The organism is Novosphingobium beihaiense (assembly GCF_022832375.1).
Classification (GTDB): domain Bacteria; phylum Pseudomonadota; class Alphaproteobacteria; order Sphingomonadales; family Sphingomonadaceae; genus Novosphingobium; species Novosphingobium beihaiensis.
The window spans coordinates 35162-55993 of record NZ_JALHLG010000018.1; the positions used below are offsets into that span (position 1 = coordinate 35162).

A 20832-nucleotide genomic window follows, 5' to 3' on the forward strand; every position below is an offset into this window, starting at 1 on the left:
CTCCCCCTCCACCACCCGCTGCGCGGGCGGTCCCCCTCCCCATCGCTTCGCGACAGGGAGGACTTTCCTGCTGTTTCAGGGCTTCACGAATTTCAGCACGAACTGATCGGTCTTGCCCCGGATCGCTGGATCGAAGACTTTCAGCGTGTGATCGTCCTGCGGGTTGGCGAGCGCGGTGCTCTTGCCTGCATAAGTGAACCCTGCGGCTTCGACTTCCTTGATCACGGTGGCTTCCTTGATCCGGTGCAGCGTCGAGGTGACATCGGCCGGGGCATCCGCCGCGGCGGCGTGATCATTGATGAGATAGACCCCGCCCGGCTTGAGCGCCCGGAACGCGGCCTTGTTGTAAAGGGCGGCGCCGTCGGTATCGCCGATCTTCGCATTCTTGAAGTCGTGATAGTTCTGGGTGGTCCAGACGATGTCGACCGGCTCGGGCGCGAGATCGTCGCCCGCCTTGATGATCGATACGGTTACTTGCGGATGATCGGCGGCCCAGGCCTCCACGGCAGGCACCGGGCGCCCCGAATCGGCAAAGACATGGCCTTCGGGGCCTGCGGCAAGGCTCAGCAAGCGGGTGTAGTAGCCGCCGCCGGGAGCCAGCTCGGCGATGCTGGCGCCTTCGCGCACACCGGCAAGGGCCATCAGTGCGGCGGGCTTGCGCTCCGCATCGCGCGCCACGTCCCCGGCCGGGCGGGCGCTGCTGGTCAGGGCATCGGTGATGGCGGGGTTAACGGCATCCCCGGCATTCGCGGCGCCGGAGCAGGCGAGCAGGAGGGCGGCGGCTGTCAGGGAAGGCATGGTCTTGCGCATGGGGGCATCTCCACCGTTGGTGTGCGGGCATTCGTCTACCACTCGATGACCGCACGCTCCACCGTGCTGTGCGCAATGGACTTTTGCCCGTGGCGATGGCATCGGCGCGGAATGGCAGACAGCCTCATCCTAGAAGTTGCCGATTTCGAGCAGGATGTCCTCACCGGCATCTATTCGGAAGAGACGGGCAAACCGCAGCCGCTGCGCTTCACGATCTCCGTGCGCCTGAAGCCGATCGCTCATTACGCGCCGGATACGCCGCTGGGCGCCAGCAAGAACTACATGGACCTGAAGTTCGCGGCGTCCGAGGCGCTGCCGCCGGGCGTCCATTTCAAGCTGATCGAGGCGGTCGCCGATCACATCTGCGAAACCCTGTTCCTGCAGGACGAGCGGGTCGAGGCGGTGACGGTCAAGATCGTCAAGCTGGCGATCGCCGAGAATGGCGAGAAGATCGGGATGACGCTTACGCGGGACCGGCGTTGATGGAATTGCTCTACGCCGGGCCATTGGCGGACGATCCGCTCGATGCCGCGACGGATTTCCATGCGCGGGTTCTGCCGGGCGTGGAAGCCACGCTGAACGCGGGCGCCGATCCGCTGACGCTGGTATTCCTGCCCGCTTCGCACGAGCACCGGGGCTGGCGGCTCGCGGTGGTGCAGGGGCTGGCCCGCCGCTTCGCCCCGTCGCGGATCAATGCGATCGAATGCGCCAGCCAGGCAGAAGCGGACGCGGCCGTGCGATGGCTGGACGGCGCGGCGGGGGTGACCGGGCAGTTTCTTCCGCTCGATGGAAATGGGGCCGGGCCAGTGCTATATCCCGCCGGATGACCTCTTCCCAGCCACTTGTGGACCAGTTCCAGCGCCGCATCACCTACTTGCGGCTTTCGGTCACGGACCGGTGCGATCTGCGCTGCGCCTATTGCATGCCCGAGCGCATGACCTTCCTGCCGCGCAAGGACGTGCTGAGCCTGGAAGAGCTGCACGACATGGCGCTGGGCTTCATCGCGCGCGGGATCACCAAGATCCGCCTGACCGGCGGCGAGCCGCTGGTGCGGCGCGACATGATCGATCTGGTGCGCGCGCTGGGCCGCAAGCTGGGCGATGGGCTGGAAGAGCTGATGCTCACCACCAATGCCACGCGCCTTGCCGAATTCGCGGACGATCTGGCCGCGGCCGGGATACGCCGGGTGAACGTCTCGCTCGATACGCTGGACCGGGCGGTGTTCCAGCGCCTTTCCCGCCGCGATTCGCTGCCGCAGGTGCTCGAAGGGCTGGCGGCGGCCAAGGCGGCCGGATTGAAGGTGAAGCTCAATACCGTGGCGCTCAAGGGCATCAACGAGGAGGAGATTCCCGATCTGGTCGCCTGGGCGCATGGGCAGGGTTTCGATGCCACGCTGATCGAGGTGATGCCGCTCGGCGATGTCGAGGAGGACCGCTTCGATCATTACCTGCCGCTCGCTGCTGTGCAGGACCGGCTTGCCCGGCAATGGACTCTGACGCCGAGCAGCCACCGCAGCGGCGGCCCGGCGCGGTACTGGGACGTGGCCGAAACCGGGGGGCGGCTGGGCCTGATCACGCCGCTGACCAACAATTTCTGCGACGGTTGCAACCGCATCCGGGTGACGGCGACCGGCCAGCTCTATGCCTGCCTTGGCGGGAACGAGCAGGTGGACTTGCGCGCCGCGCTGCGCAGCGGCGATCCCGAAGCGGAACTGTCGCGCGCGCTCGATACGGCGATGCGGATCAAGCCGGAACGCCATCATTTCGCGATCGAGGAACCCGGCGCCGCCCCGGCACTTACCCGTCATATGTCCATGACGGGAGGCTGAGAGGCGATGGCAATCAATCTGGTGTTTCTGGGGCGGCTTGAGGATGCGGCGGGCGGCGGCAGCCGTACTATTCCCCTCGTCCCGTCCATCGATGCGGTGCTCGATGGGCTGGAGCCCGGTCTGGCCAGTGCGCTGCGCGGGCCGCGTGTGAAGCTGGCGGTCAATGGCATCCTGCTGCAGGACAAGGACGCGCCGGTGCTCAAGGACGGGGACGAGATCGCTTTTCTGCCGCCGGTTTCGGGCGGCTGAGATGAGTGACGTGCGCCTGCTGGCCGATCCGTTCGATCCGGCCCGCGAACTGGCGGCTTTCACCGCCGCGCGCCCCGAGGCGGGCGGCGTGGTCAGTTTCCTGGGGCAAGTGCGCGCGGGCGGCGGCGTGGAGGCGCTGGAACTGCAGCACTATGGACCGCTCACGCTTCCCGCGATGCAGGATCTGGCCGGGCGCGTGCGCGGGCGCTGGGATCTGGACGGGCTGCTGGTGATCCACCGCAGCGGGGTGATGATGCCGGGCGACCCGATCGTGCTGGTCGCCGCCGCCGCGCGTCACCGGCGCGATGCCTTTGCCGCCGCCGATTTCGCCATGGACCACCTCAAGAGCGAATCGTGGTTCTGGAAGCGCGAAAAGGCGGACGGCGAATGGCGCTGGATCGAGCCGCGCGATCAGGATTTCGAAGATATCGCCCGCTGGGGCTGACGGGCAAAGTTGACGGCGGTCAATTTGTGAATCGCCAAACTGCGACATGGTGACACGACTGTAAGGAGGTCATCACGATGTCGAAGCGCTTCAGCCAGGAACAGCTCCAGAGCTTTGCCTGTACCGGCGATTCTCCTTTAAGTTTGGGCGCGGGGCGCAAACCGGGGCTGCCGCGCGGGTTTTTCGGCGTGATGGCCGGGCTCTATCTGGCCGTAATCGGGGGGACGGCGGCGCTGTTCCTCGATGCGGCGCTTGCGGCCGCGATCATGACGCTCGCAGGATTTGTCGTCTTTGTCTTTGCCCTTGCGGGGCGCTGGGCCAAGGCAAGGCCTGACTATGATACCGCTGCTGTGACTGGGGGCAGTCCACGGCATGCGGTATCGCTACTCTGAACGGACGGCGGCTGACCGGCCAAGCCGCCACTCAGGTCTCCTTCCGCCCGTGCTGATCCTGGGCAGGGGGCCGGCGGGGAAGCTACAGCTGCTATAACTGGCCGTTCTGTCCGGCCGGGGGGCTCTAGGACAGAAGGGCGGTCGTTCGGAGGGCCCCTTCCCCTTTCGGGGGGAAGGGGCTTCTTTTTGGCCGTTTCCGGAAAGGGGATTAGGCCGGATCGACATTCAGCCCTGAGGGCCTGCAAATGGCGTTTTCGCGCGCTTCCGGTGCTCACGTACAGAAAGTACGCTGCGCTCCGGATCACGCAAAATCACCATTTTCGGCTCGCCATCATCTGAATGTCGATCCGGCCTAGCCCGGCAGGCGGGCGGAGAGGTGCGCGATGACATCGTCCTGCGCGGCAACCCAGCCATTCACCTGATCGCGGGCCGCGGCGATGGCCTTGGCGCTGGGCGTTTCTTCCAGTGCGCCTGCCGTGCGGGCATCGACATAGAGCGTGTCGAGATCGCCGAGCGCGGCCATCGCGTTCGACCGGCTCGATTCCAGGCTGGCGAGCGCGACGCTGGCCGTGCTCCACGAATCGCTGCCCACATCACCGGCGGCGCCTACCGCGCGCTCGGCAGCGGGGCGCTGGGCCTGGAACTGGCGGTCCGCGTCGCGCGCGATGGCGACAAGCCCGTCAAGCCGGGTGACGAGACTGGCCGAGGCGGGCGGCAGCGGCCTGACAGGCGGCGCGGGATCTCCCGCAACGGGCTTGGCCCGCTCCACATCGCGCAAAGCCAGCGAGGGATAGCGGCCCGCAGTGGAGCAGGCCGAGGCCAGCAATGCCAGCGGAAGGGCCAGAAGAATGGCCGGGGGGACGAGCGGCAAACGGGCTTTCGCGCGGATCATGGGGCTGCCATAGCATGGTGCGGGAGCGAGGGGAGAGGATTTCGTCCGTGAATTCTTGGCCTGGCGGCCTGCAAAGCCCAGTCCCCGGTTGACACGAATCGGGCGTTGCCCTAACGGCACCCACTCTTTCCGGCCCTCCGCATGACGCGGGGTGTCCGGCGCGTCGCCCGCATGGCTTGCCGTTTCACGGTTGGTACAGCGGCCGGGGCAAGGTTGTTTCGGCTCGTTTCGGGCACATTGAAATTAGGTAAGGGCACCATGTTCGCAGTTGTGCGCACGGGCGGCAAGCAGTACCGGGTTGCCGCCGGAGACAAGATCGCGGTCGAAAAGCTGGCTGGTGAAGCCGGTGAGACCATCACTCTGGACGACGTCCTGCTGGCTGGCAACGACGGCGAAATCGCCGACGCGTCCGCCGTCAAGGTCTCGGCCGAGATCATCGCGCAGGCCAAGAGCGAGAAGGTCGTGGTGTTCAAGAAGCGCCGCCGCCACAACTATCGCCGCAAGAACGGCCACCGCCAGCAGATGACCCTGCTGCGCATCACCTCGGTCGGCTAAGCCGCGCGCATTCGGAGTAACGGGAAATGGCACATAAGAAAGCAGGCGGTTCGTCGCGCAATGGCCGCGACTCAGCAGGCCGCCGCCTCGGTGTGAAGAAGTTCGGCGGTCAGGAAGTGATCGGCGGCAACATCATCATTCGTCAGCGCGGCACCAAGGTGTACCCGGGCGTGAACGTTGGCATGGGCAAGGATCACACCCTGTTCGCGCTGGCCGAAGGCCGCGTGCGCTTCCACGATGGCAAACTCGGCCGCAAGTACGTGTCGGTCGATGCCATGGCAGAAGCCGCCGAATAACCGGATGGCCGGAATAAAGGGCCATCCTGACGGGATGGCCCCGCCGGTCTCTTCGGAAGACCGGCTGAACGAGGGAGAGGGCCAAGGCCTGTCTCCCTCTTTGCTTTTCTCCCTCATATCGCCGCATGCAACGCCGCTGCGGTCAGCCGTTGTCGCATTTGACCAATGCAGGCGTGGCTGGCTGCGCTTTTCAGGTGTGCATGCGTAATCGCAATGTCACGCGCCCCGGATAGAAAGGGCGCGCGGGACGGATGAGTGGAGACTCAAGATGTTCATTCGCAGCGAACGGCTGTTCCTGCGGCCCGGCTGGCCCGAGGACTGGGAAGAGATACTGCGCCTGATCGGTGACGAGAGAGTCGTGCGCAATCTCGCCAATGTGCCTTGGCCCTATACCGGCGAAGATGCCCGTTCCTTTCTCGGCCTGCCCCACGAGCGCGGCCTGCCCCGTTTCCTCATCACGGTTCCGGGGGCAGATGGCGCGCGCATGGTGGGTTGTGTCGGCCTTCACCAGGCGGCGGGATGTGCCGAACTGGGGTACTGGATTGCGCGTTCCCATTGGGGGAAGGGCTATGCCAGCGAGGCTGCACAGGCTGTGCTGGGGCTGGCTGAAACGCTGGGGCACGAACGCATCACCGCGCACCATTTCGTGGACAATCCCGCATCCGGGCGCGTGCTGGAAAAGGCAGGCTTCCGGCGGACCGGGCGTGTGTCCGAGCGGTACAGCAAGGGCCGGGGCAAGGCCTGCCCCTCGCGCGAGTACGAACTGATCTTCGCAGAGGCTGACGAGGGCAGCGAGATGGGCTGCAAACGCGCCGCCTGATCTTCCGCGCAAGGCGGCTGAAAGCTTTTGTTAACCGGACGGTGACAGGGTCTCATCGCGCCTTGTGCCCATTGCATGGAAAGCTGCGTGCAATTTTCCTTGTTTTGGCGCATCATGCGCATGCGGAGTCGGGACAACGGAGAACCGTGGCATGTTTATCCGCACGGAGAGGTTATTTCTAAGGCCCGGGTGGCCGGAGGACGTGGACGATCTCGTCGAGGCGCTCGGCGATGATCTGATTCAGCGCACGATCGCAGTGTCGGCCATGCCGAGCACGCGTGAGGCCGCGCGCAAGTATCTTGATCGCCCTCGCGATCCGCGTCTGCCGCATTTCTTCATGTACCTGCGTGGTGCCCGGGGTGCAAAGCTCGTTGGCGGTATCGGCCTGGGCAAGTTCCAGGACGATGTGGAAGTCGGTTACTGGATTGCGGCGGACTACCGGGGCCAAGGGTATGCGATTGAGGCGCTGCGCGCCGTGGTGGACCAGGCCCGCGCGCTGGGTCATCACCGGCTGATTGCCAGGCATTTCGTGGACAGCAATGCCTCGGTGCGCGTGCTCGAAGCGGCCGGGTTCCGCGATACCGGCAAGGAACAGCTGCGCTACAGCGCAGGCCGGGGGGAAGAGGCCCTGGCCGGTCTGTACGTCGTCGATCTTGACCGGCGGAGCTGGAACAGCAGCAGCGAACAGTCCGGAGAAGCGCTCAGCGCTTGAAGTCCTGCGTTCAGGACGGTTCCTGCGCGGCGGCTGGGGTCAGGTCCAGCCAGGCGGGCACTAGATCGGGCGCGATGTCGCTGACGCGCAGGTGATCGACGGCCAGCCCCAGATCGGGGTAGGCCGCGCGGCGGCGTTTCTCGTCCGAACGGTCCAGCGGAACGACGATCAGGCGGCGGTTCACTTTCTGCCGCCAGTTCATCCGCGCGGTGTTTTCCTGCCCGACGAAGCAGCCCTTGGTGAAGCAGGCGCCGCCCAGTTCGGCGGCGTTGCATTCCAGCCACAGCGTCTCGCCATCGCCCAGTTCGGCCTGTCCTTCGGTCACGCCGAGGGCGAGGCGGTGGGCGCGCCAGGCGGCGTCGGCGCCGGTTTCGGCCTCTTCGGGATCGCTGGCATCGACGGCGGCAATCCAGCGTTCGCCCAGCGCGGGCAGGCGCGGATCGGCGGCCGCCGCGTCTCCGGTGTGGGGGCGCCAGTGCACCGCGAGGCTGTCATCACGGGCAATGTCGATCGCCTTGCGCAGGCGGTACAGGGTCAGCCGCTTGATCAGCGCTTCGCTGGCGGCGGCTTCGCAATCGAGCAGAATATCCTCGCCCGCGGGCCAGACCACGAAATCGAACAGGACCTTGCCCTGCGCCGTCAGCAGCCCGGCCCAGACCGGGAGCGCCTTCTTCACGTCGGACGTGACGAGGCCCTGGAGGAAATCGGTGACACTTTCGCCGGACCCCTCGCGCGGGGACAGGCGGATCACGGCGCGGTCGAACAGGCGGGTTGCAGTCATGCAAGGAAAGGTGGGAATTGTGCAGTGCGGTACAAGACCCCGTCGCGCACTTTACCTCATGAACACTTTGCAAGCCGTTCGCGCATTTCATCGAGCACCCAGACGGCGGCAGGGCCCGGCGGGCTGTCCTTGCGCCACAGAGCAACCAGCGCATAGTCGATGGAGGGCCGCTCCGGCAGGTGCAGTTCGACGAGCGCGCCGCTGTCGAGGTCTTCCTGCACGCGGTGGCGCGGCATCGATCCCCAGCCGATCCCTTCCTTGAGCAGGTCGTGCTTGGAGCCAAGATCGGCCAGCCGCCACGAACGCGGGCTGAACACCGAATAGTCGCGCCCCTCGGTCAGCGGCGAACGGTCGGTGAGGACAAGCTGTATGTGCTTGCGCACATCGCCGGGCGCGATTCGTTTTGCCTTTGCAAGCGGATGGCCAGGCGCGGCGACAATGACGAATTCGACGCTGCCGATCGTTTCGCGTTCGATTTCAGGCAGGTCGAGCAGGTCGGGTCCGGCAATCGCCAGCGTCGCGCGCCCGTCCAGCACCAGCCCTGCCACAGCGCCCAGTGCTTCCACGTGCAGGCGCAGCGGCACGGTGGGAAACCGTTCCTGAAAGTCGCGCAGGAGCGGGGCCAGCACATTTCCGGGCACCATGACGTCCACGGCGAAGGACAATTCCGCTTCCAGCCCCTGCCGCAGGCTGCGCACTTTGGCGAGCAGGGCATCGACATCATCGGCGATCGCATGCGCTTCGGTCACGAGCGCGCGGCCCGCTTCGGTCAGGCGCGGCTTGCGCGATCCCTCACGGTCGAACAGGCGCACGTCGAGCTGGGTTTCGAGCTGGGCAATGGCGTAGCTGACGACCGAGATGGCCCGGCCCAGCTTGCGCGCGGCGGCATTGAAGCTGCCTTCTTCGACGACGGCGAGAAACGTGCGCAGGTGATCAAGACTGGGCGGGGCGATTTCAGGCATTCAACTTATCCGAACGTTTGAGTCGAATTTATCCCAATTTCCCGATCGAATGCCAAGGCCTATCTGGAGCGCATCGGGCCGCACCGGCCCCCTCTGTTCAACCCGTTCAAGCAAGGAGTGCTCCCATGATCGAACTCCGCCCTTTCAAGAGCCTCGGCGGCGCCAACCACGGCTGGCTTGACGCGCACCATCACTTTTCCTTCTCCGACTATCACGATCCGGCGCGCACCAACTGGGGCCGCCTGCGCGTGTGGAACGACGATACCATCGCGCCGAAGACGGGCTTTCCCACCCATCCGCACCGCGACATGGAAATCGTCACTTATGTCCGCACCGGCGCCATCACGCACCAGGACAGCCTGGGCAACACCGGCCGCACCGAAGCGGGCGACGTGCAGGTGATGAGCGCGGGAACCGGCATCCGCCATTCCGAGCACAATCTGGAGGATGTGCCCACCACCGTGTTCCAGATCTGGATCATGCCGGACCGGCGCGGCGAGGAGCCGGGCTGGGGTGCCCGCCCGTTTCCCAAGGATGACCGGGCCGGGCGTTTCGTCACGCTGGCCAGCGGCCGCGCGGGCGACGATGACGCGCTTCCGATCAATGCCGATGCCCGCGTGCTGGGCGCCACCGTCAAGGCAGGCGATACGCTGACCTATGCCACTGAGCCCGGCCGCCACGCCTATATGGTTCCCGCCACCGGGCGGGTGCAGATCGGCGATGTCGAGGCGCAGGCGCGTGACGGTATTGCCATTACCGGCCTCGACACCATTACTGTAACCGCGATCGAGGATACCGAACTGGTCCTCGTCGACGCGGCCTGATTTCCTCTCTTTCCAACCAAAAGGACTATTTCCATGACCGGACGTACCGCTCATCCCAGGATTGAAAAGCTGATCGTCGACCGCTGGAGCCCGCGCGCTTTTGAAGCGGCCGAGATTCCGCAGGAAGACCTGGACGTGATCTTCGAAGCGGCGGGCTGGGCGCCTTCGGCCTACAACGTGCAGCCCTGGACGTTCCTCTATGCCCGGAAGGGCGATGCCAACTGGGATCTGCTGCTTTCGCAGCTCATTGAGTTCAATCAGGGCTGGGCGCAGCATGCCTCGGCGCTGGTCTTTGTCGTCTCGGCCAACAATTCGACCGGGCCGGACGGCACGGTGGGCCCGAACCACAGCCACAGCTTCGATGCCGGTGCGGCATGGGCGCTGGCGGCGATCCAGGCGCAGGCGATGGGCTATCACACCCACGGCATGACCGGCATCAAGTTCGGCGAGGCCGAAAAGGCGCTCGGCATTCCTGACGATCACCGCCTTGAAGCCGCGTTCGTGATCGGCAAGCTCGGCCCCAAGGAGTCGCTGCCGGAGTTCCTGCAGGAACGCGAAATGGCCGTGGGCCGCAAGCCGGTGTCCGAAATCGCCAAGGCCGGCAAGTTCGCCTGACACGAAACGACCCCCCAGGCGCCCGCCACATTCCCCCCGCCCTCCCCGGTGCGGGCGCCCTTTTGGCCCGGCCTGCTCTCTCCCGAGCAGGCCGGGCTTTCGTTTATGCGGAGCTGCGAAAGCGGGACGTGCCGCGAAATCGCCATGTTCGCATGGCCTTGTGCGTGCGACATCACCCCGCGAGGTCCGCATGCCCGTCGATCTGCCCCCCGATCCGCCCGCTGCATCCGCACCGCAAGAGGCCGAAACGTTCGATCTGGCCACGATCCGGCACAAGGACAGCAGTCTCGATCTGCATATCCGCAAGCGCCGCTGCCCCGTTGCGACCGGCGGGGAAATCGTTGTGTGCGCTCCCGATCCAGAGGAAAACCGCGTGCGGCCCTTGCCTGATACCTACAAGGTGGAGGAAGGCCTGCCTCCTGCCCGGATCAGCCTTGGGGATGGGGCTTCCCTCGATGTCCATGTGGAATCGGCGGTCATGCCCGGTGGCACCGTGAGCAATCGGGTCATGGTGGGGCTGAAGCTCGGGTTCTGAATCCGGCGGGACGGCAACGATGCCGTCCGTGGGGACACGTCCTTGCATGATCTTCGCGGCGGGCCTAGTCCGCTGTGGACACGGCAAGGCGGTGCGTTTCGCGCCGGTGCCGTGTTACCCTGCCGTATAACCTCTGGACTGCGGAGAGCTTCCCGATGACCACCAACGCCCCCGAACTCGTCCTTGCCGGAGGCATGGTCCATACGCCCAATGGCGCGGATATCGCCGATGTGGCCGTGCGCGATGGCAAGATCGTGGGCGTGGGCAGCTATCCCGATGCGGCGCGCCGGATCGACTGCACCGGGCTCGACGTGCTGCCGGGCGTGATCGACAGCCAGGTCCACTTCCGCGAGCCGGGGCTGGAGCACAAGGAAGATCTCGAAACCGGCAGCCGCGCCGCGGTGATGGGCGGGGTGACGGCGGTGTTCGAAATGCCCAACACCAGCCCCAATACCGACACTGTGATGCGTGTGCATGACAAGCTCGAACGCGCACATCACCGCATGTACTGCGATCATGCCTTCTATGTCGGCGCCACGGCGGAAAATGCCGAAGAGCTGGGCGAGCTGGAGCGCGTGCCGGGCACGGCGGGCGTGAAGATCTTCATGGGCGCCTCCACCGGCAACCTGCTGGTGGCCGAGGACGCGCAGCTCGCCCGCGTGCTGGCGCATGGCCGCCGCCGCGTTGCCATCCATGCCGAGGACGAGGCGCGGATGAACGCGCGCAAGGACGAGCGGATCGAGGGCGATCCTTCCAGTCACCCGGTCTGGCGCGACGATGAAAGCGCGATGCTGGCGACTCGCCGCATCCTCAAGCTCGCGCGCGAGGCCCGGCGGCCGGTGCATATCCTCCACGTCACCACGCCCGCCGAACTCGAACTGATCGCGCAGCACCGCGACGTGGCGACGTGCGAAGTGACGCCGCAGCACCTCACGCTGGAGGCGGAGGATGCCTATCCGCGCCTCGGCTCCTATGCGCAGATGAACCCGCCGATCCGCTCGGCCGCGCATGTCGCCGGGCTGTGGCACTGGCTGCGGCAGGGCGTGCCCGACGTGCTGGGATCGGACCATGCGCCGCACACCAAGGAAGAGAAGGCCAAGCCCTATCCCGCCAGCCCCTCGGGCATGCCCGGGGTGCAGACGCTGCTGCCGCTGATGCTGGACCATGTCGCCAAGGGGAACATGACGCTGGAGCGGCTGATCGATATGACCTCCGCCGGGGTGCAGCGCGTCTTCGGCCTTGTCGGCAAGGGACGGATCGCCACTGGCTATGACGCGGACTTCACCGTGGTGGACCGCAAGGGCCGCTTCACCATCACCGAGGACTGGGTGGAAAGCCGCTGCGGCTGGTCTCCCTTTACCGGTATGGAGCTGCAGGGGCGCGTCGTCGGCACGATTGTGCGCGGCCATTCCGCTATGTGGGAAGGCCAGCTCGCCAATCAGGCGCAGGGCGAACCGCTGCGCTTCGCCGGGGCGCTCTGAGAGTTCGTTTGGGAATTCGCTGGAAGCGGGCTGGTGCCGCACTGAAAATGCACGGACGGGCGTTTTCAAACAGCCTCTGAGCGGTTGCGGCGGGACAGCAGATCCCAGCAGAACACCGCAATGGCCGTCCAGATGAACAGGAAGCAGACGAGCTGAACCGGCCGGAACGGCTCGTCGAACACGAAGACGCTCTGCAGGAACAGGCCGGTCGGCGTCACGAACTGGATGAAGCCCAGCACCGAGAAGTCGATGCGCCGGGCCGCGCTCGCGAACAGCAGTAACGGAATGCCGGTAAGCACGCCGGCACAGCACAGCAGCGCGCTGATCGAGGGAGACGTGCCCATCATCAGGCCCTGCGGGCTTGCCGCCTGCCAGCCCAGAAGGCCGAACGCGGGGATCAGCAGCACGAGCGTTTCAACCGTGAGGCCCGGCAGCGCCGTGACCGGGGCGAGCTTGCGGGTGAGACCGTATCCGGCGAAGGACAGCGCCAGCGTCAGACTGATCCACAGCGTCGGCAAGGCGTCACGCGCCAGAATGGTCACGCCGATGGCGGCAAGCGCCACCGCGAACCATTGCAGGCGCGAGAGCTTTTCGCGCAGGATCAGTGCGCCGGTAAAGACGTTGACCAGCGGGTTGATATAGTACCCCAGGCTGGCCGCCAGCACATGCCCGTGCATCACCGCGATGACATAGACCAGCCAGTTGGTCCCGATCAGCAGCCCGCTCAGCGCGAGCGCGCCCAGAATGCGCGGATTGGTGAGGGCCTGGCGCAGCTCGCCGCCCTGCCGCAGCAGCGCGATCATCACCAGGCAGAAGGGCAGCGTCCACAGCATGCGCCATGCCACCACTTCGAACGGTGAGACCGTGTGCAACAGCGCGAAATAGAACGGGAACAGGGTCCAGATCAGATAGGCGCTGAAGGCCGAAGCCAGACCGCGCAGGCGGGTGGAACTGGGGGACGTCATGGCAATACTCTGGGGAAGGGGGCCCGGAGCGGCACGCTTACGAGCCCTCGCCCGGTCCCGCAAGACTCCCGCTTTGCCGCAGGTGCGCGATAGTTTCGGGCAAAGACGCGAATTCTGACAGGCTTGTTGCATGCCGTTCAGATAACTGCGCGTAAACATGAATGTGTGTTCCGGGCACCCCGCCCGGCAGTTCACTCCGGCAACACAGGAGAGATGAGATGAACGCATTCTTCAAGGCATCGGCTCTTGCCGCAGCAGCCGCCAGTCTGGCCACTGCCGTTCCCGCTTCGGCCATGCCGGCATTCGATGGCGCGGCCTTCCAGGCGCCGGGCGAGCAGAGCTACGGACACAGCCGGAGGCACTATTCCCGCGACGACTGGCGCCGGGACTATCGCCGCCACAGCTCGTACCGGTCCTATGACGAACCGGTCTACCGCGAAACCCGGACGTGGCGCGGGCGGGACGGGCGGTATTACTGCCGCAAGCGGAACGGCACGACCGGCCTGATCGTCGGCGGCGCGGCAGGCGCCTTGCTGGGCCGTGAGATCGACGGCGGCCGGGACCGCACGGTCGGCACCGTGCTCGGCGCGCTGGGCGGTGCGCTGCTGGGCCGGGAGGTCGACCGCGGCGGATCGCGCTGCCGCTAAGCCTCTTACGAATTTCCTTCCCATCTTTTTCTCCGTGCGGACGGCGACGCGCGGAGGGACCGCCCGGGCGAGCCTTGCACGTCCGGGCGGGAGGGCGCCTGCGTTCGACGCAGGCGCCCTTGCTTTTGCCATCTCAACCTTTGGCACCGGGACATCCCGAAATGGGACGGCGGGCGGTTATGGCTGGCACTTGCCGGAAATTTCGCGTTTTATCCGATGGCGTTGATGCCCCTTACCGTTTCCGGGGCAGGGCCGCGCGCAGGCTGCGCGGTGAACAAAGGAATGCGACGATGAAGACCTCTGCCCCTTTCATGGCACGCCTGACGATTGCGGCGCTGGCCGGAACCTTGATGCTGGCCGGTTGCGGCTCGGACGAAAAGGCACCGTCGGGGGCCGAGACCGACCCGGCGATGAGCGGGGCTCTGGGGGATCAGATCATGGTCGATCCGGACATGGCCGGGCAGGATGGGGCAGCCGTGGCTGCGAACAGCGGGCAGATCACGCTGCCGCCCGAAGACCGCTCTCCCGAAGCGATTGCCGATGCGAAGAAAAAGGCCGTGGCCATGGCAGGCGGCAAGCTGCAGCCTGCTCCGCAACCCGCGCAGGGCGGAGCCGCTGCGCTGGCGGAAAGCGCCGCCACGGCCGCGCAAGTGGCCAAGGCATCGAAGGTGGCGCACACCGATTGCGCCGCCAAGGCCCAGTATTCGAACACTTGGGCGGCCAAGCTGCCCGCCGATATCCCGGTCTATCCGCGCGGCGCGGTGCAGGAAGCGGCGGGCGTGGACAGCACTGCCTGCGCGCTGCGTGTCGTCAACTTCGCCACGCCGGTTTCGCCGGATGACGTCATCAGCTTCTACTACACCAAGGCGGGCAAGGCGGGCTACGGCGCCGAATACAAGATGGACGGCACGGATCACGTGCTGGGCGGTCGCAAGGGCGGAAAGGCCTATGTCGTCTATGCCCGGAAGCTGAAGAACGGCCTTACCGAAGTCGATCTGGTGACGAGCGGCAAGTAACGCTTTTTACGGCATGGCCTGTTTCAGGCCCACGCCGATCATCGCACGCGGCTGTTCCATCTCGCCCGAGGCGACCGGATAGGCGCAGTAATCGGCGGCGTAATAGCCGGTGGGGCGGTGGTTGCCGGACAGGCCGATGCCGCCCACGGGGGCCGCATGGCTGGGGTTCACCGTCGCGCGGTTCCAGTTGACGATCCCGGCGCGCGCATTGGCCCAGAACTTGTTGTATTCCTGCGGCGTGCCGCCCACCAGCGAGGCGGCGAGGCCGAAGCGGGTATTGTTGGTTTCGGCAATCGCCTCGTCGAAATCCTCGACGCGGATCACTTGCAGGATCGGGCCGAACAGTTCCACGTCGGGGCGGTCTTTCATCGCGGTGGTATCGATGATCGCCGGGCTCAGGAACGGCAGCGATTCGTCCGGGCGCACCAGATGCTTGATCGCCTTGCCGCCGTGGCTGAGCAGGTAGAGGAAGCTTTCGGTCAGCCCGTCCGCGGCCATGTTGTCGATCACCGGGCCCATGAACGGGGCGGGATCGTCGAACGGGGCGCCGAATATCAGGCGGTCCGAGAGCGCTTTCACTTCGCTGACAAGGGCATCGTACATCGAGGATTTGACGATCAGCCGCCGGGTCGCGGTACAGCGCTGGCCAGTGGTGGCAAAGGCGGACTGCACGGCCAGCGTCGCCGCGTCGGTCAGCTTGGGCGTGTCCCACACCACCATGGCGTTGTTGCCGCCCATTTCCAGCGCCACCATCTTGTCGGGCCGGGTGGCGAGGCGGCGGTTGATGGCAATGCCGGTATTGGCCGAGCCGGTGAACAGCACGCCGTCCACGCCTTCGTGCGCGACGAGGGCCTGCCCTTCGGCAGGGCCGCCCACCGCGAACTGCATGATCGCGGCGGAAATACCGGCGCGGTTGAAGCAGCGCGCCAGAATCTCGCCCGATGCCGGCGCTTTTTCGCTGGGCTTGAAGATCACCACGTTGCCCGCGATCAGCGCGGGCACGATATGGGCGTTGGGCAGATGCGCCGGGTAATTGTACGGCCCGAGCACTGCGAGCACGCCGTGCGGCTTGTGGCGCACGGCCATGGTGCCCTGCAGGGCCGAGTCGAGCTTGCGCTGGCTGGTGCGCTCGGCATAGCCGCGGATCGAGATCTCGACTTTGTTGATGACGAGTTCGACCTCGGCGTGGGCTTCCCACAAGGGCTTGCCGGTTTCGCGCGCGATCGTGGTCGCCAGCTTTTCCGCTTCCTTGCGCACTTCGTTGGCGAAGCGGCGGACCAGCTCCATGCGGGTGGAGAGCGGCTGCGCGGCCCAGGCGGGCCAGGCGCGGCGCGCGCGCGAGACGGCATCGTCCACGTCGCAGGGCTTGCCGCGCCAGATTTCGGCACCCGTCGCGGGTTCGCAGGAAACGATCTCTGCCTTGCTCACGTTACTGACAGGCCCCCGGTCACTGGCTACCGTTGCTGTGGTTGTGGCTGCACCGTCCATTACGGCTAAGAATCCGTTACCCAGAAGTGTTCTCGAATTCGCACCCTATGGCACAGGTATTCCTACCGGGTTGCTAACGCGCAGAGAAAATTCGTTATTCGCCGCGCGGGCTGGGCGCTTCGCCGAGATTTCGGCCAAGTTCCCGAATTTCGGAGACTTTCGTTTCCAGTGCGGACCAGTCGTCATGCTCATCAATGGCGGACCAGATGCGTTCGACTTCATCGATCAGAATGCCGGGCGGGGCGTCTTCCTGCCAGAAAGCGCCGTCGCAACCGGCGGTGGGCGTATAGGCGCGCAGAAGTTCGCCAAAGGCATCGTCCCCCGCCGCGCGGCCCCCGCGGCGGGTGAAAAAGAACTGATCGGGCGCTTCGCCGCTTTCGGTCATCGCGTGCTCGGCGGCCTGGATCAGTGCGGTGTCGGCTTCCGGCCCGCGCGGCTCGACGCCCAGGCGCCAGGTGAAGTGGCGCGCCATGGCTTGCTGATAGAGCCCGCCGAACCGGTCGAGCGCGGCGACCAGCGGCTCGGTTTCCGCGAGGAGCCGCAGCGCCACGGCCAGTTGGCCGCAGTTCCACAGCAGGGCTTCGGGCTGGCGGCCGAAGGCGTAGAGGCCGCCGTAGTCGAAATAGGCGGCGGTGAAGCGCGGGTCCCACTTGGGCAGCCAGCGCCAGGGGCCATAGTCGAAGCTCTCGCCCGAAATGTTCATGTTGTCGGTGTTGAGCACGCCGTGAACGAAGCCCGCCACCATCCAGCTCGCGGCCAGGGCGGCCAGCCGTTCGACCACCTGGTGCATCAGGATCACCGCAGGCTCATCGCGGCCGGGGGCATCGGCGGGCGGTGTGCTGCCGGGGTAGGTTTCGAGGCAATAGGCCACGAGCGCTTCCATCTGCGCCTTCTCGTCAAGCGCGAGCAGGCGCTGGAAACTGCCGATGCGGATATGCCCGTGGCTCAGGCGCACCAGCACAGCGGAGCGGGTGGGAGAGGGTTCGTCACCGCGCCACAGCGATTCGCCGGTTTCGATCACCGAGAACGTCTTGCTGGTGTTTACGCCCAGCGCTTCGAGCATTTCGGTGGCAAGGATTTCGCGCACCGCGCCTTTCAGGGTGAGCCGCCCGTCGCCATCGCGGCTGTAGGGGGTGCGGCCCGATCCCTTTGTGCCCAGATCGAGCAGGCGCCCGTCCGCATCGCGCATCTGCGCGAACAGGAACCCGCGCCCGTCGCCGATATCCGGGTTGTATGCGCGGAACTGATGGCCGTGATAGCGCAGCGCCAGCGGGCCGGGCAGATTGTCCGGCAGCGGCTCGAACCGGCCGAAGTGCGAAATCCAGCTCTCGCCGGACAGATCGCCAAGGCCCACGGCATGTGCCCACCGGTCATTGCGGAAGCGCAGTTCGTGTTTGGGGAAGGCGGCGGCGGGAACCGGATCGCCGATCCATCCGGCGATGGATTCGATGTGCACATCGGGGCGATAGGCGCTTGCTTGCGGTTCGCTTCGCATCAGGCGATAGTGGGGAGTGCGCATCCGCCGATCAAGGCATGCGCTGTTACTTTGATTGAGTCTTTCACCGGGAGGCCGCCGTTTCGGCATGACGGATTACGAGGATCGGTTCTGGTCGAGCCGCGATGGACTCAAGCTGCACTTTCGCGATTATCCGGGCCCGCAAACGGGTGGAGGGGATGCGTCCGTGCCGGTGCTGTGCCTGCACGGGCTGACGCGCAACGCGCGCGATTTCGACGTGCTGGCCCCGTATCTCGCGCGAACGCGGCGGGTGCTCTGCCCTGACATGCGCGGGCGCGGGGACAGCGAATATGCCAAGGATGCGGCCAGCTATATCCCGCCGCAGTATTGCGAGGATGTTCTCGAACTGCTGGATCAGGAAGGGATCGGCCGTTTCGCCGTGATCGGCACCTCGCTGGGCGGGCTTATGGCGATGGGGCTGGCCACTCTGATCCCGGAGCGGATCGCCGGTGTGATCATCAACGACGTCGGGCCCTGCCTCGAACCGGCGGGGCTGGCGCGTATTCTGGACTATGTCGGGCAGGGGCGCAGCTATCCCACATGGGTTCACGCCGCACGCGGGATCGAGGCGGCGCAAGGCGCCGCGCATCCCGGGCAGCCGCTCGATTTCTGGATCGGTATGGCCAAGCGGGTGATGACGCTGACCAGCAACGGGCGCATCGTGTTCGACTACGATATGAAGATCGCCGAGCCTTTCATGGACTTCGATGCCGGTAACCAGCCGGATCTCTGGCCCGCATGGGAGGCGCTGGCGGGCAGGCCGGTGCTGATCCTGCGCGGGGCGCTGTCCGATCTGCTTTCCGAAGCCACACTGGCGGAAATGGCCCGCCGGGTGCCGGGCGCGGAAATGATCACGCTGCCCGCCTGCGGCCATGCCCCCACACTCGACGAGCCCGAATCGGTGGCCGCGATCGAGCGTCTGCTGGCCCGCGTGGCGTGAACGGCACGCGCTTGCGCATCCTCCATCTCCATTCGAGCTTTGCCCCGGGCGGCAAGGAATTGCGCGCCGCGCGGCTGATGAACGCGTTCGGCAGCGAAGTGGACCATGCCGTCGTGTCGGCCCAGCCTGGCGCTTATGGGGCCTTGGCCGCGCTCGATCCCGGGCTGGCCGTGACCTGTCCGCAGGACTTTCCCAGCCTGCAGGGCCGTCCCGGCCCCTTGCGTCTGCTGCGCCTCGCAAAGGCCATGCGCGGTTTCGATCTGGTGCTGACATATAACTGGGGCGCGATGGACGCGGTTCTGGCGCACCGGCTCTATGGCGCGTGGCTGGGCCTGCCGCCGCTGGTCCATCACGAAGACGGCTTCAACGAGGATGAGGCAGGCGGCCTCAAGCCCTCGCGCAACGGGTTCCGGCGGATTGCTCTGGCGCGCGCTTCGGCGCTGGTGGTGCCTTCGCAGCGGCTGGAGGCGATTGCGCTGCAGGCCTGGCACCAGCCGCGCGCCCGGGTGCGGCTGATCATCAACGGCATCGATACGGCGGCTTGCAGGGGCGTGCCTTCGCCCGATGCGGTGCCCGGCCTGGTGAAGGCGCCGGGCGGGAAATGGGTTGGCACGCTCGCGGGCCTGCGCGCGGTGAAGAACCTGCCCCGGCTGGTGCGCGCCTTCGCCGCGCTGCCGGACGATTGGCGCCTCGTAATTCTGGGCGAGGGGCCGGAGCGCGGCACGATCGAGGCGCAGGCGGAAGCCTGCGGGATCGCAGAGCGCGTGCATTTGCCCGGTTTCGTATCCGCGCCGTCGCGGGTGGTGGGGCTGTTCGATATTTTCGCGCTCTCTTCAGACAGTGAGCAGTTTCCGATCTCGGTGGTCGAGGCGATGGCGGCGGGTGTGCCCATTGCCTCGCCCGCGGTTGGCGACGTGGCGGAGATGGTTCCGGTGGAAAACCGGCCTTTCGTCACGCCCGCGGGAGACGAGGCGGCGCTGGCGGATTCGCTGGCCCGGCTGGCGGCGGACGAAGCGCTGCGGGCCTCCATCGGGGCCGCGAATCAGGGGCGGGCGATGGCGGACTACGACGAAGGCACGATGATCCGCGCTTATCGGGAGACTTATGCCCGGGCGATGGGCCGCTCTGCCTTTCCTTAGCCGCATTCTCCGTTCAGGCGTGCTTCACGGCGGGGCATGCAGCGATCATCCCCGTTGAAAAGCCCTGTTCATACGTTAAACAGCCCCGCAACCCTTCAGACTACTGCGGAAAGCGCCCAAATTGGCCCTGCCTCCTGACAAGACCTCGAAAGCCGATGACAAGAAAGCCGCGCAGACGGCCGCCCAGCAGGACGTGTTCCTGCGAGAGGTGGACGATGCCTTGCGGCAGGATCAGGTCGAAAGCTTCATGACCAACTACGGCAAGCCGCTGCTGGCCGTGATCGTGCTCGGCCTCGCTGGCTTCGGCGGGTGGATCTATTGGGACCACCGCCAGACCCAGGAACTGGAAGGCCGCACCGAAACCTTCGTGCAGGCGCTGGACAGCGTGAAGGCCAGCAACTGGGACGATGCCAAGACCAAGCTGGAGCCGCTGGCGGCCAAGGGCACCGATGGCAACGCCGTTTCCGCCCGGCTGATGCTGGCCGCGATCGCGATGGAAAAGGACGATAAGGCCGGGGCGCTCAAGCTCTACCGGCAGGTTTCGTCCGACGCCAAGGTGCCGCAACCGCTGCGCGATATGGCGAAAGTGCGCGCCGTGGCCGCCGATTTCGATGCGATGAAACCGCAGGATGTGGTGACGCAGCTCAAGCCGCTGGCAGCGCCCGGCAATCCCTGGTTCGGGGTGGCCGGTGAACTGGTGGGCATGGCCTACCTCAAGCAGGGCAAGAAGGATCAGGCGGGCCCGCTGTTCAGCGCCATCGCCAAGGACGAAGGCGTCAACGAAGGCCTGCGCAGCCGTGCCCGCCAGCTCGCGGCCGTGCTGGGTGTGGACCCGCTGGCCAGCGTCGTCGACGATCAGGGCGAACCGCTGGACAAGCCGATCGTGAAAGTGATCAAGCCTGCGGATGCCGGTAAGAAATGAAT

Annotated in this window: 26 protein-coding genes; 19 read left to right on the top strand and 7 right to left on the bottom strand. The window is 66.2% G+C overall.

Annotated elements, in window-relative coordinates; genetic code table 11:
* Positions 1-75: 75 nt before the first annotated feature.
* Positions 76-810, bottom strand: coding sequence for a class I SAM-dependent methyltransferase (locus MTR66_RS13030; protein WP_243921719.1), 735 nt, complete (start codon positions 808-810; stop codon positions 76-78).
* Between the two features lie 111 nt (positions 811-921).
* Here MTR66_RS13030 and MTR66_RS13035 point away from each other — a divergent pair, with 111 nt between their 5' ends.
* The 6 genes from MTR66_RS13035 to MTR66_RS13060 all read left to right on the top strand — a co-directional run bounded on the left by MTR66_RS13035 (position 922) and on the right by MTR66_RS13060 (position 3724).
* A complete protein-coding gene (locus MTR66_RS13035; RefSeq protein WP_243921720.1) occupies positions 922-1293 on the top strand; it encodes a dihydroneopterin aldolase in 372 nt (123 codons plus the stop codon).
* Positions 1293-1637 carry a Rossmann fold domain-containing protein gene (locus MTR66_RS13040; protein ID WP_243921722.1) on the top strand — a complete coding sequence of 115 codons (345 nt, stop codon included), beginning with the start codon at positions 1293-1295 and terminating at the stop codon, positions 1635-1637. Before MTR66_RS13035 ends, MTR66_RS13040 begins: the two co-directional genes overlap by 1 nt.
* The gene (gene moaA / locus MTR66_RS13045) at positions 1634-2638 is read left to right on the top strand and encodes a GTP 3',8-cyclase MoaA (RefSeq protein WP_243921724.1); all 1005 of its coding nucleotides are present in this window, start codon (positions 1634-1636) and stop codon (positions 2636-2638) included. The genes MTR66_RS13040 and moaA overlap by 4 nt, the downstream gene beginning before the upstream one ends.
* Positions 2639-2644: 6 nt before the next feature.
* Positions 2645-2887, top strand: coding sequence for a MoaD/ThiS family protein (locus tag MTR66_RS13050; protein ID WP_243921726.1), 243 nt, complete (start codon positions 2645-2647; stop codon positions 2885-2887).
* 1 nt (position 2888) lies between these two features.
* The gene (locus MTR66_RS13055; protein WP_243921728.1) at positions 2889-3332 is read left to right on the top strand and encodes a molybdenum cofactor biosynthesis protein MoaE; all 444 of its coding nucleotides are present in this window, start codon (positions 2889-2891) and stop codon (positions 3330-3332) included.
* Between the two features lie 77 nt (positions 3333-3409).
* Positions 3410-3724 carry a hypothetical protein gene (locus tag MTR66_RS13060; RefSeq protein ID WP_243921730.1) on the top strand — a complete coding sequence of 105 codons (315 nt, stop codon included), beginning with the start codon at positions 3410-3412 and terminating at the stop codon, positions 3722-3724.
* A 352-nt stretch (positions 3725-4076) separates the two neighbouring features.
* On the opposite strand, the gene MTR66_RS13065 is transcribed toward MTR66_RS13060, so the two are convergent.
* Positions 4077-4616 (bottom strand): hypothetical protein, encoded by a 540-nt coding sequence (locus MTR66_RS13065; protein ID WP_243921732.1) that lies wholly within the window; start codon positions 4614-4616, stop codon positions 4077-4079.
* Between the two features lie 258 nt (positions 4617-4874).
* Between MTR66_RS13065 and rplU the strand changes: the two genes are divergently transcribed.
* The 4 genes from rplU to MTR66_RS13085 all read left to right on the top strand — a co-directional run bounded on the left by rplU (position 4875) and on the right by MTR66_RS13085 (position 6999).
* On the top strand, positions 4875-5171 hold the full coding sequence (gene rplU, locus MTR66_RS13070; RefSeq protein ID WP_243921734.1) for a 50S ribosomal protein L21: 297 nt from the start codon (positions 4875-4877) through the stop codon (positions 5169-5171).
* A 26-nt stretch (positions 5172-5197) separates the two neighbouring features.
* Positions 5198-5467, top strand: coding sequence for a 50S ribosomal protein L27 (gene rpmA, locus MTR66_RS13075; RefSeq protein ID WP_243921736.1), 270 nt, complete (start codon positions 5198-5200; stop codon positions 5465-5467).
* A gap of 268 nt (positions 5468-5735) precedes the next feature.
* Positions 5736-6287 carry a GNAT family N-acetyltransferase gene (locus MTR66_RS13080; RefSeq protein ID WP_243921738.1) on the top strand — a complete coding sequence of 184 codons (552 nt, stop codon included), beginning with the start codon at positions 5736-5738 and terminating at the stop codon, positions 6285-6287.
* A 151-nt stretch (positions 6288-6438) separates the two neighbouring features.
* On the top strand, positions 6439-6999 hold the full coding sequence (locus MTR66_RS13085) for a GNAT family N-acetyltransferase (RefSeq protein WP_268740485.1): 561 nt from the start codon (positions 6439-6441) through the stop codon (positions 6997-6999).
* A 10-nt stretch (positions 7000-7009) separates the two neighbouring features.
* On the opposite strand, the gene ygfZ is transcribed toward MTR66_RS13085, so the two are convergent.
* Both ygfZ and MTR66_RS13095 read right to left on the bottom strand, forming a co-directional pair.
* Positions 7010-7780, bottom strand: a complete 771-nt coding sequence (gene ygfZ, locus MTR66_RS13090) for a CAF17-like 4Fe-4S cluster assembly/insertion protein YgfZ (RefSeq protein WP_243921743.1) — start codon at positions 7778-7780, stop codon at positions 7010-7012.
* A 56-nt stretch (positions 7781-7836) separates the two neighbouring features.
* Entirely contained in the window at positions 7837-8742 is a 906-nt protein-coding gene (locus MTR66_RS13095) for a LysR family transcriptional regulator (RefSeq protein ID WP_243921745.1), read from the bottom strand.
* Positions 8743-8867: 125 nt separating this feature from the next.
* On the opposite strand from MTR66_RS13095, the gene MTR66_RS13100 reads away from it, so the two are divergent.
* The 4 genes from MTR66_RS13100 to MTR66_RS13115 all read left to right on the top strand — a co-directional run bounded on the left by MTR66_RS13100 (position 8868) and on the right by MTR66_RS13115 (position 12197).
* Positions 8868-9566, top strand: a complete 699-nt coding sequence (locus MTR66_RS13100) for a pirin family protein (RefSeq protein ID WP_243921747.1) — start codon at positions 8868-8870, stop codon at positions 9564-9566.
* A 33-nt stretch (positions 9567-9599) separates the two neighbouring features.
* Positions 9600-10181, top strand: coding sequence for a nitroreductase family protein (locus MTR66_RS13105; RefSeq protein ID WP_243921749.1), 582 nt, complete (start codon positions 9600-9602; stop codon positions 10179-10181).
* Between the two features lie 190 nt (positions 10182-10371).
* Complete coding sequence (locus MTR66_RS13110; RefSeq protein WP_243921751.1) at positions 10372-10716, top strand: hypothetical protein; 345 nt, start codon at positions 10372-10374, stop codon at positions 10714-10716.
* A 155-nt stretch (positions 10717-10871) separates the two neighbouring features.
* Positions 10872-12197, top strand: coding sequence for a dihydroorotase (locus MTR66_RS13115; RefSeq protein WP_243921753.1), 1326 nt, complete (start codon positions 10872-10874; stop codon positions 12195-12197).
* Positions 12198-12262: 65 nt separating this feature from the next.
* Here MTR66_RS13115 and rarD read toward each other — a convergent pair whose 3' ends face one another.
* The gene (gene rarD, locus MTR66_RS13120; protein ID WP_243921755.1) at positions 12263-13162 is read right to left on the bottom strand and encodes an EamA family transporter RarD; all 900 of its coding nucleotides are present in this window, start codon (positions 13160-13162) and stop codon (positions 12263-12265) included.
* 218 nt (positions 13163-13380) lie between these two features.
* Here rarD and MTR66_RS13125 point away from each other — a divergent pair, with 218 nt between their 5' ends.
* Positions 13381-13809 (top strand): glycine zipper 2TM domain-containing protein, encoded by a 429-nt coding sequence (locus MTR66_RS13125; RefSeq protein WP_243921757.1) that lies wholly within the window; start codon positions 13381-13383, stop codon positions 13807-13809.
* A 290-nt stretch (positions 13810-14099) separates the two neighbouring features.
* Positions 14100-14825 (top strand): hypothetical protein, encoded by a 726-nt coding sequence (locus tag MTR66_RS13130; protein WP_243921759.1) that lies wholly within the window; start codon positions 14100-14102, stop codon positions 14823-14825.
* 6 nt (positions 14826-14831) lie between these two features.
* Here MTR66_RS13130 and MTR66_RS13135 read toward each other — a convergent pair whose 3' ends face one another.
* Positions 14832-16253 (bottom strand): succinylglutamate-semialdehyde dehydrogenase, encoded by a 1422-nt coding sequence (locus tag MTR66_RS13135; RefSeq protein WP_243921761.1) that lies wholly within the window; start codon positions 16251-16253, stop codon positions 14832-14834.
* 154 nt (positions 16254-16407) lie between these two features.
* The gene (locus MTR66_RS13140; RefSeq protein ID WP_243921763.1) at positions 16408-17808 is read right to left on the bottom strand and encodes a protein adenylyltransferase SelO family protein; all 1401 of its coding nucleotides are present in this window, start codon (positions 17806-17808) and stop codon (positions 16408-16410) included.
* Between the two features lie 88 nt (positions 17809-17896).
* Between MTR66_RS13140 and MTR66_RS13145 the strand changes: the two genes are divergently transcribed.
* The 3 genes from MTR66_RS13145 to MTR66_RS13155 all read left to right on the top strand — a co-directional run bounded on the left by MTR66_RS13145 (position 17897) and on the right by MTR66_RS13155 (position 20830).
* Complete coding sequence (locus tag MTR66_RS13145; protein WP_243921765.1) at positions 17897-18769, top strand: alpha/beta fold hydrolase; 873 nt, start codon at positions 17897-17899, stop codon at positions 18767-18769.
* A gap of 11 nt (positions 18770-18780) precedes the next feature.
* Entirely contained in the window at positions 18781-19908 is a 1128-nt protein-coding gene (locus MTR66_RS13150; protein ID WP_268740490.1) for a glycosyltransferase, read from the top strand.
* A gap of 121 nt (positions 19909-20029) precedes the next feature.
* On the top strand, positions 20030-20830 hold the full coding sequence (locus MTR66_RS13155) for a tetratricopeptide repeat protein (protein WP_243921769.1): 801 nt from the start codon (positions 20030-20032) through the stop codon (positions 20828-20830).
* Positions 20831-20832: the final 2 nt, after the last annotated feature.

Bases quoted from the DNA above. Each gene is read 5' to 3' on its own strand.
- MTR66_RS13030 (WP_243921719.1), bottom strand. From the start codon at position 810: ATGCGCAAGACCATGCCTTCCCTGACAGCCGCCGCCCTCCTGCTCGCC.
- MTR66_RS13145 (WP_243921765.1), top strand. From the start codon at position 17,897: ATGACGGATTACGAGGATCGGTTCTGGTCGAGCCGCGATGGACTCAAG.
- MTR66_RS13040 (WP_243921722.1), top strand. From the start codon at position 1,293: ATGGAATTGCTCTACGCCGGGCCATTGGCGGACGATCCGCTCGATGCC.
- MTR66_RS13035 (WP_243921720.1), top strand. From the start codon at position 922: ATGGCAGACAGCCTCATCCTAGAAGTTGCCGATTTCGAGCAGGATGTC.
- MTR66_RS13105 (WP_243921749.1), top strand. From the start codon at position 9,600: ATGACCGGACGTACCGCTCATCCCAGGATTGAAAAGCTGATCGTCGAC.
- MTR66_RS13100 (WP_243921747.1), top strand. From the start codon at position 8,868: ATGATCGAACTCCGCCCTTTCAAGAGCCTCGGCGGCGCCAACCACGGC.
- MTR66_RS13125 (WP_243921757.1), top strand. From the start codon at position 13,381: ATGAACGCATTCTTCAAGGCATCGGCTCTTGCCGCAGCAGCCGCCAGT.
- MTR66_RS13080 (WP_243921738.1), top strand. From the start codon at position 5,736: ATGTTCATTCGCAGCGAACGGCTGTTCCTGCGGCCCGGCTGGCCCGAG.
- MTR66_RS13085 (WP_268740485.1), top strand. From the start codon at position 6,439: ATGTTTATCCGCACGGAGAGGTTATTTCTAAGGCCCGGGTGGCCGGAG.
- ygfZ (WP_243921743.1), bottom strand. From the start codon at position 7,780: ATGACTGCAACCCGCCTGTTCGACCGCGCCGTGATCCGCCTGTCCCCG.
- rplU (WP_243921734.1), top strand. From the start codon at position 4,875: ATGTTCGCAGTTGTGCGCACGGGCGGCAAGCAGTACCGGGTTGCCGCC.
- MTR66_RS13095 (WP_243921745.1), bottom strand. From the start codon at position 8,742: ATGCCTGAAATCGCCCCGCCCAGTCTTGATCACCTGCGCACGTTTCTC.
- MTR66_RS13115 (WP_243921753.1), top strand. From the start codon at position 10,872: ATGACCACCAACGCCCCCGAACTCGTCCTTGCCGGAGGCATGGTCCAT.
- MTR66_RS13110 (WP_243921751.1), top strand. From the start codon at position 10,372: ATGCCCGTCGATCTGCCCCCCGATCCGCCCGCTGCATCCGCACCGCAA.
- rarD (WP_243921755.1), bottom strand. From the start codon at position 13,162: ATGACGTCCCCCAGTTCCACCCGCCTGCGCGGTCTGGCTTCGGCCTTC.
- moaA (WP_243921724.1), top strand. From the start codon at position 1,634: ATGACCTCTTCCCAGCCACTTGTGGACCAGTTCCAGCGCCGCATCACC.
- MTR66_RS13055 (WP_243921728.1), top strand. From the start codon at position 2,889: ATGAGTGACGTGCGCCTGCTGGCCGATCCGTTCGATCCGGCCCGCGAA.
- MTR66_RS13140 (WP_243921763.1), bottom strand. From the start codon at position 17,808: ATGCGAAGCGAACCGCAAGCAAGCGCCTATCGCCCCGATGTGCACATC.
- MTR66_RS13065 (WP_243921732.1), bottom strand. From the start codon at position 4,616: ATGATCCGCGCGAAAGCCCGTTTGCCGCTCGTCCCCCCGGCCATTCTT.
- rpmA (WP_243921736.1), top strand. From the start codon at position 5,198: ATGGCACATAAGAAAGCAGGCGGTTCGTCGCGCAATGGCCGCGACTCA.
- MTR66_RS13050 (WP_243921726.1), top strand. From the start codon at position 2,645: ATGGCAATCAATCTGGTGTTTCTGGGGCGGCTTGAGGATGCGGCGGGC.
- MTR66_RS13130 (WP_243921759.1), top strand. From the start codon at position 14,100: ATGAAGACCTCTGCCCCTTTCATGGCACGCCTGACGATTGCGGCGCTG.
- MTR66_RS13060 (WP_243921730.1), top strand. From the start codon at position 3,410: ATGTCGAAGCGCTTCAGCCAGGAACAGCTCCAGAGCTTTGCCTGTACC.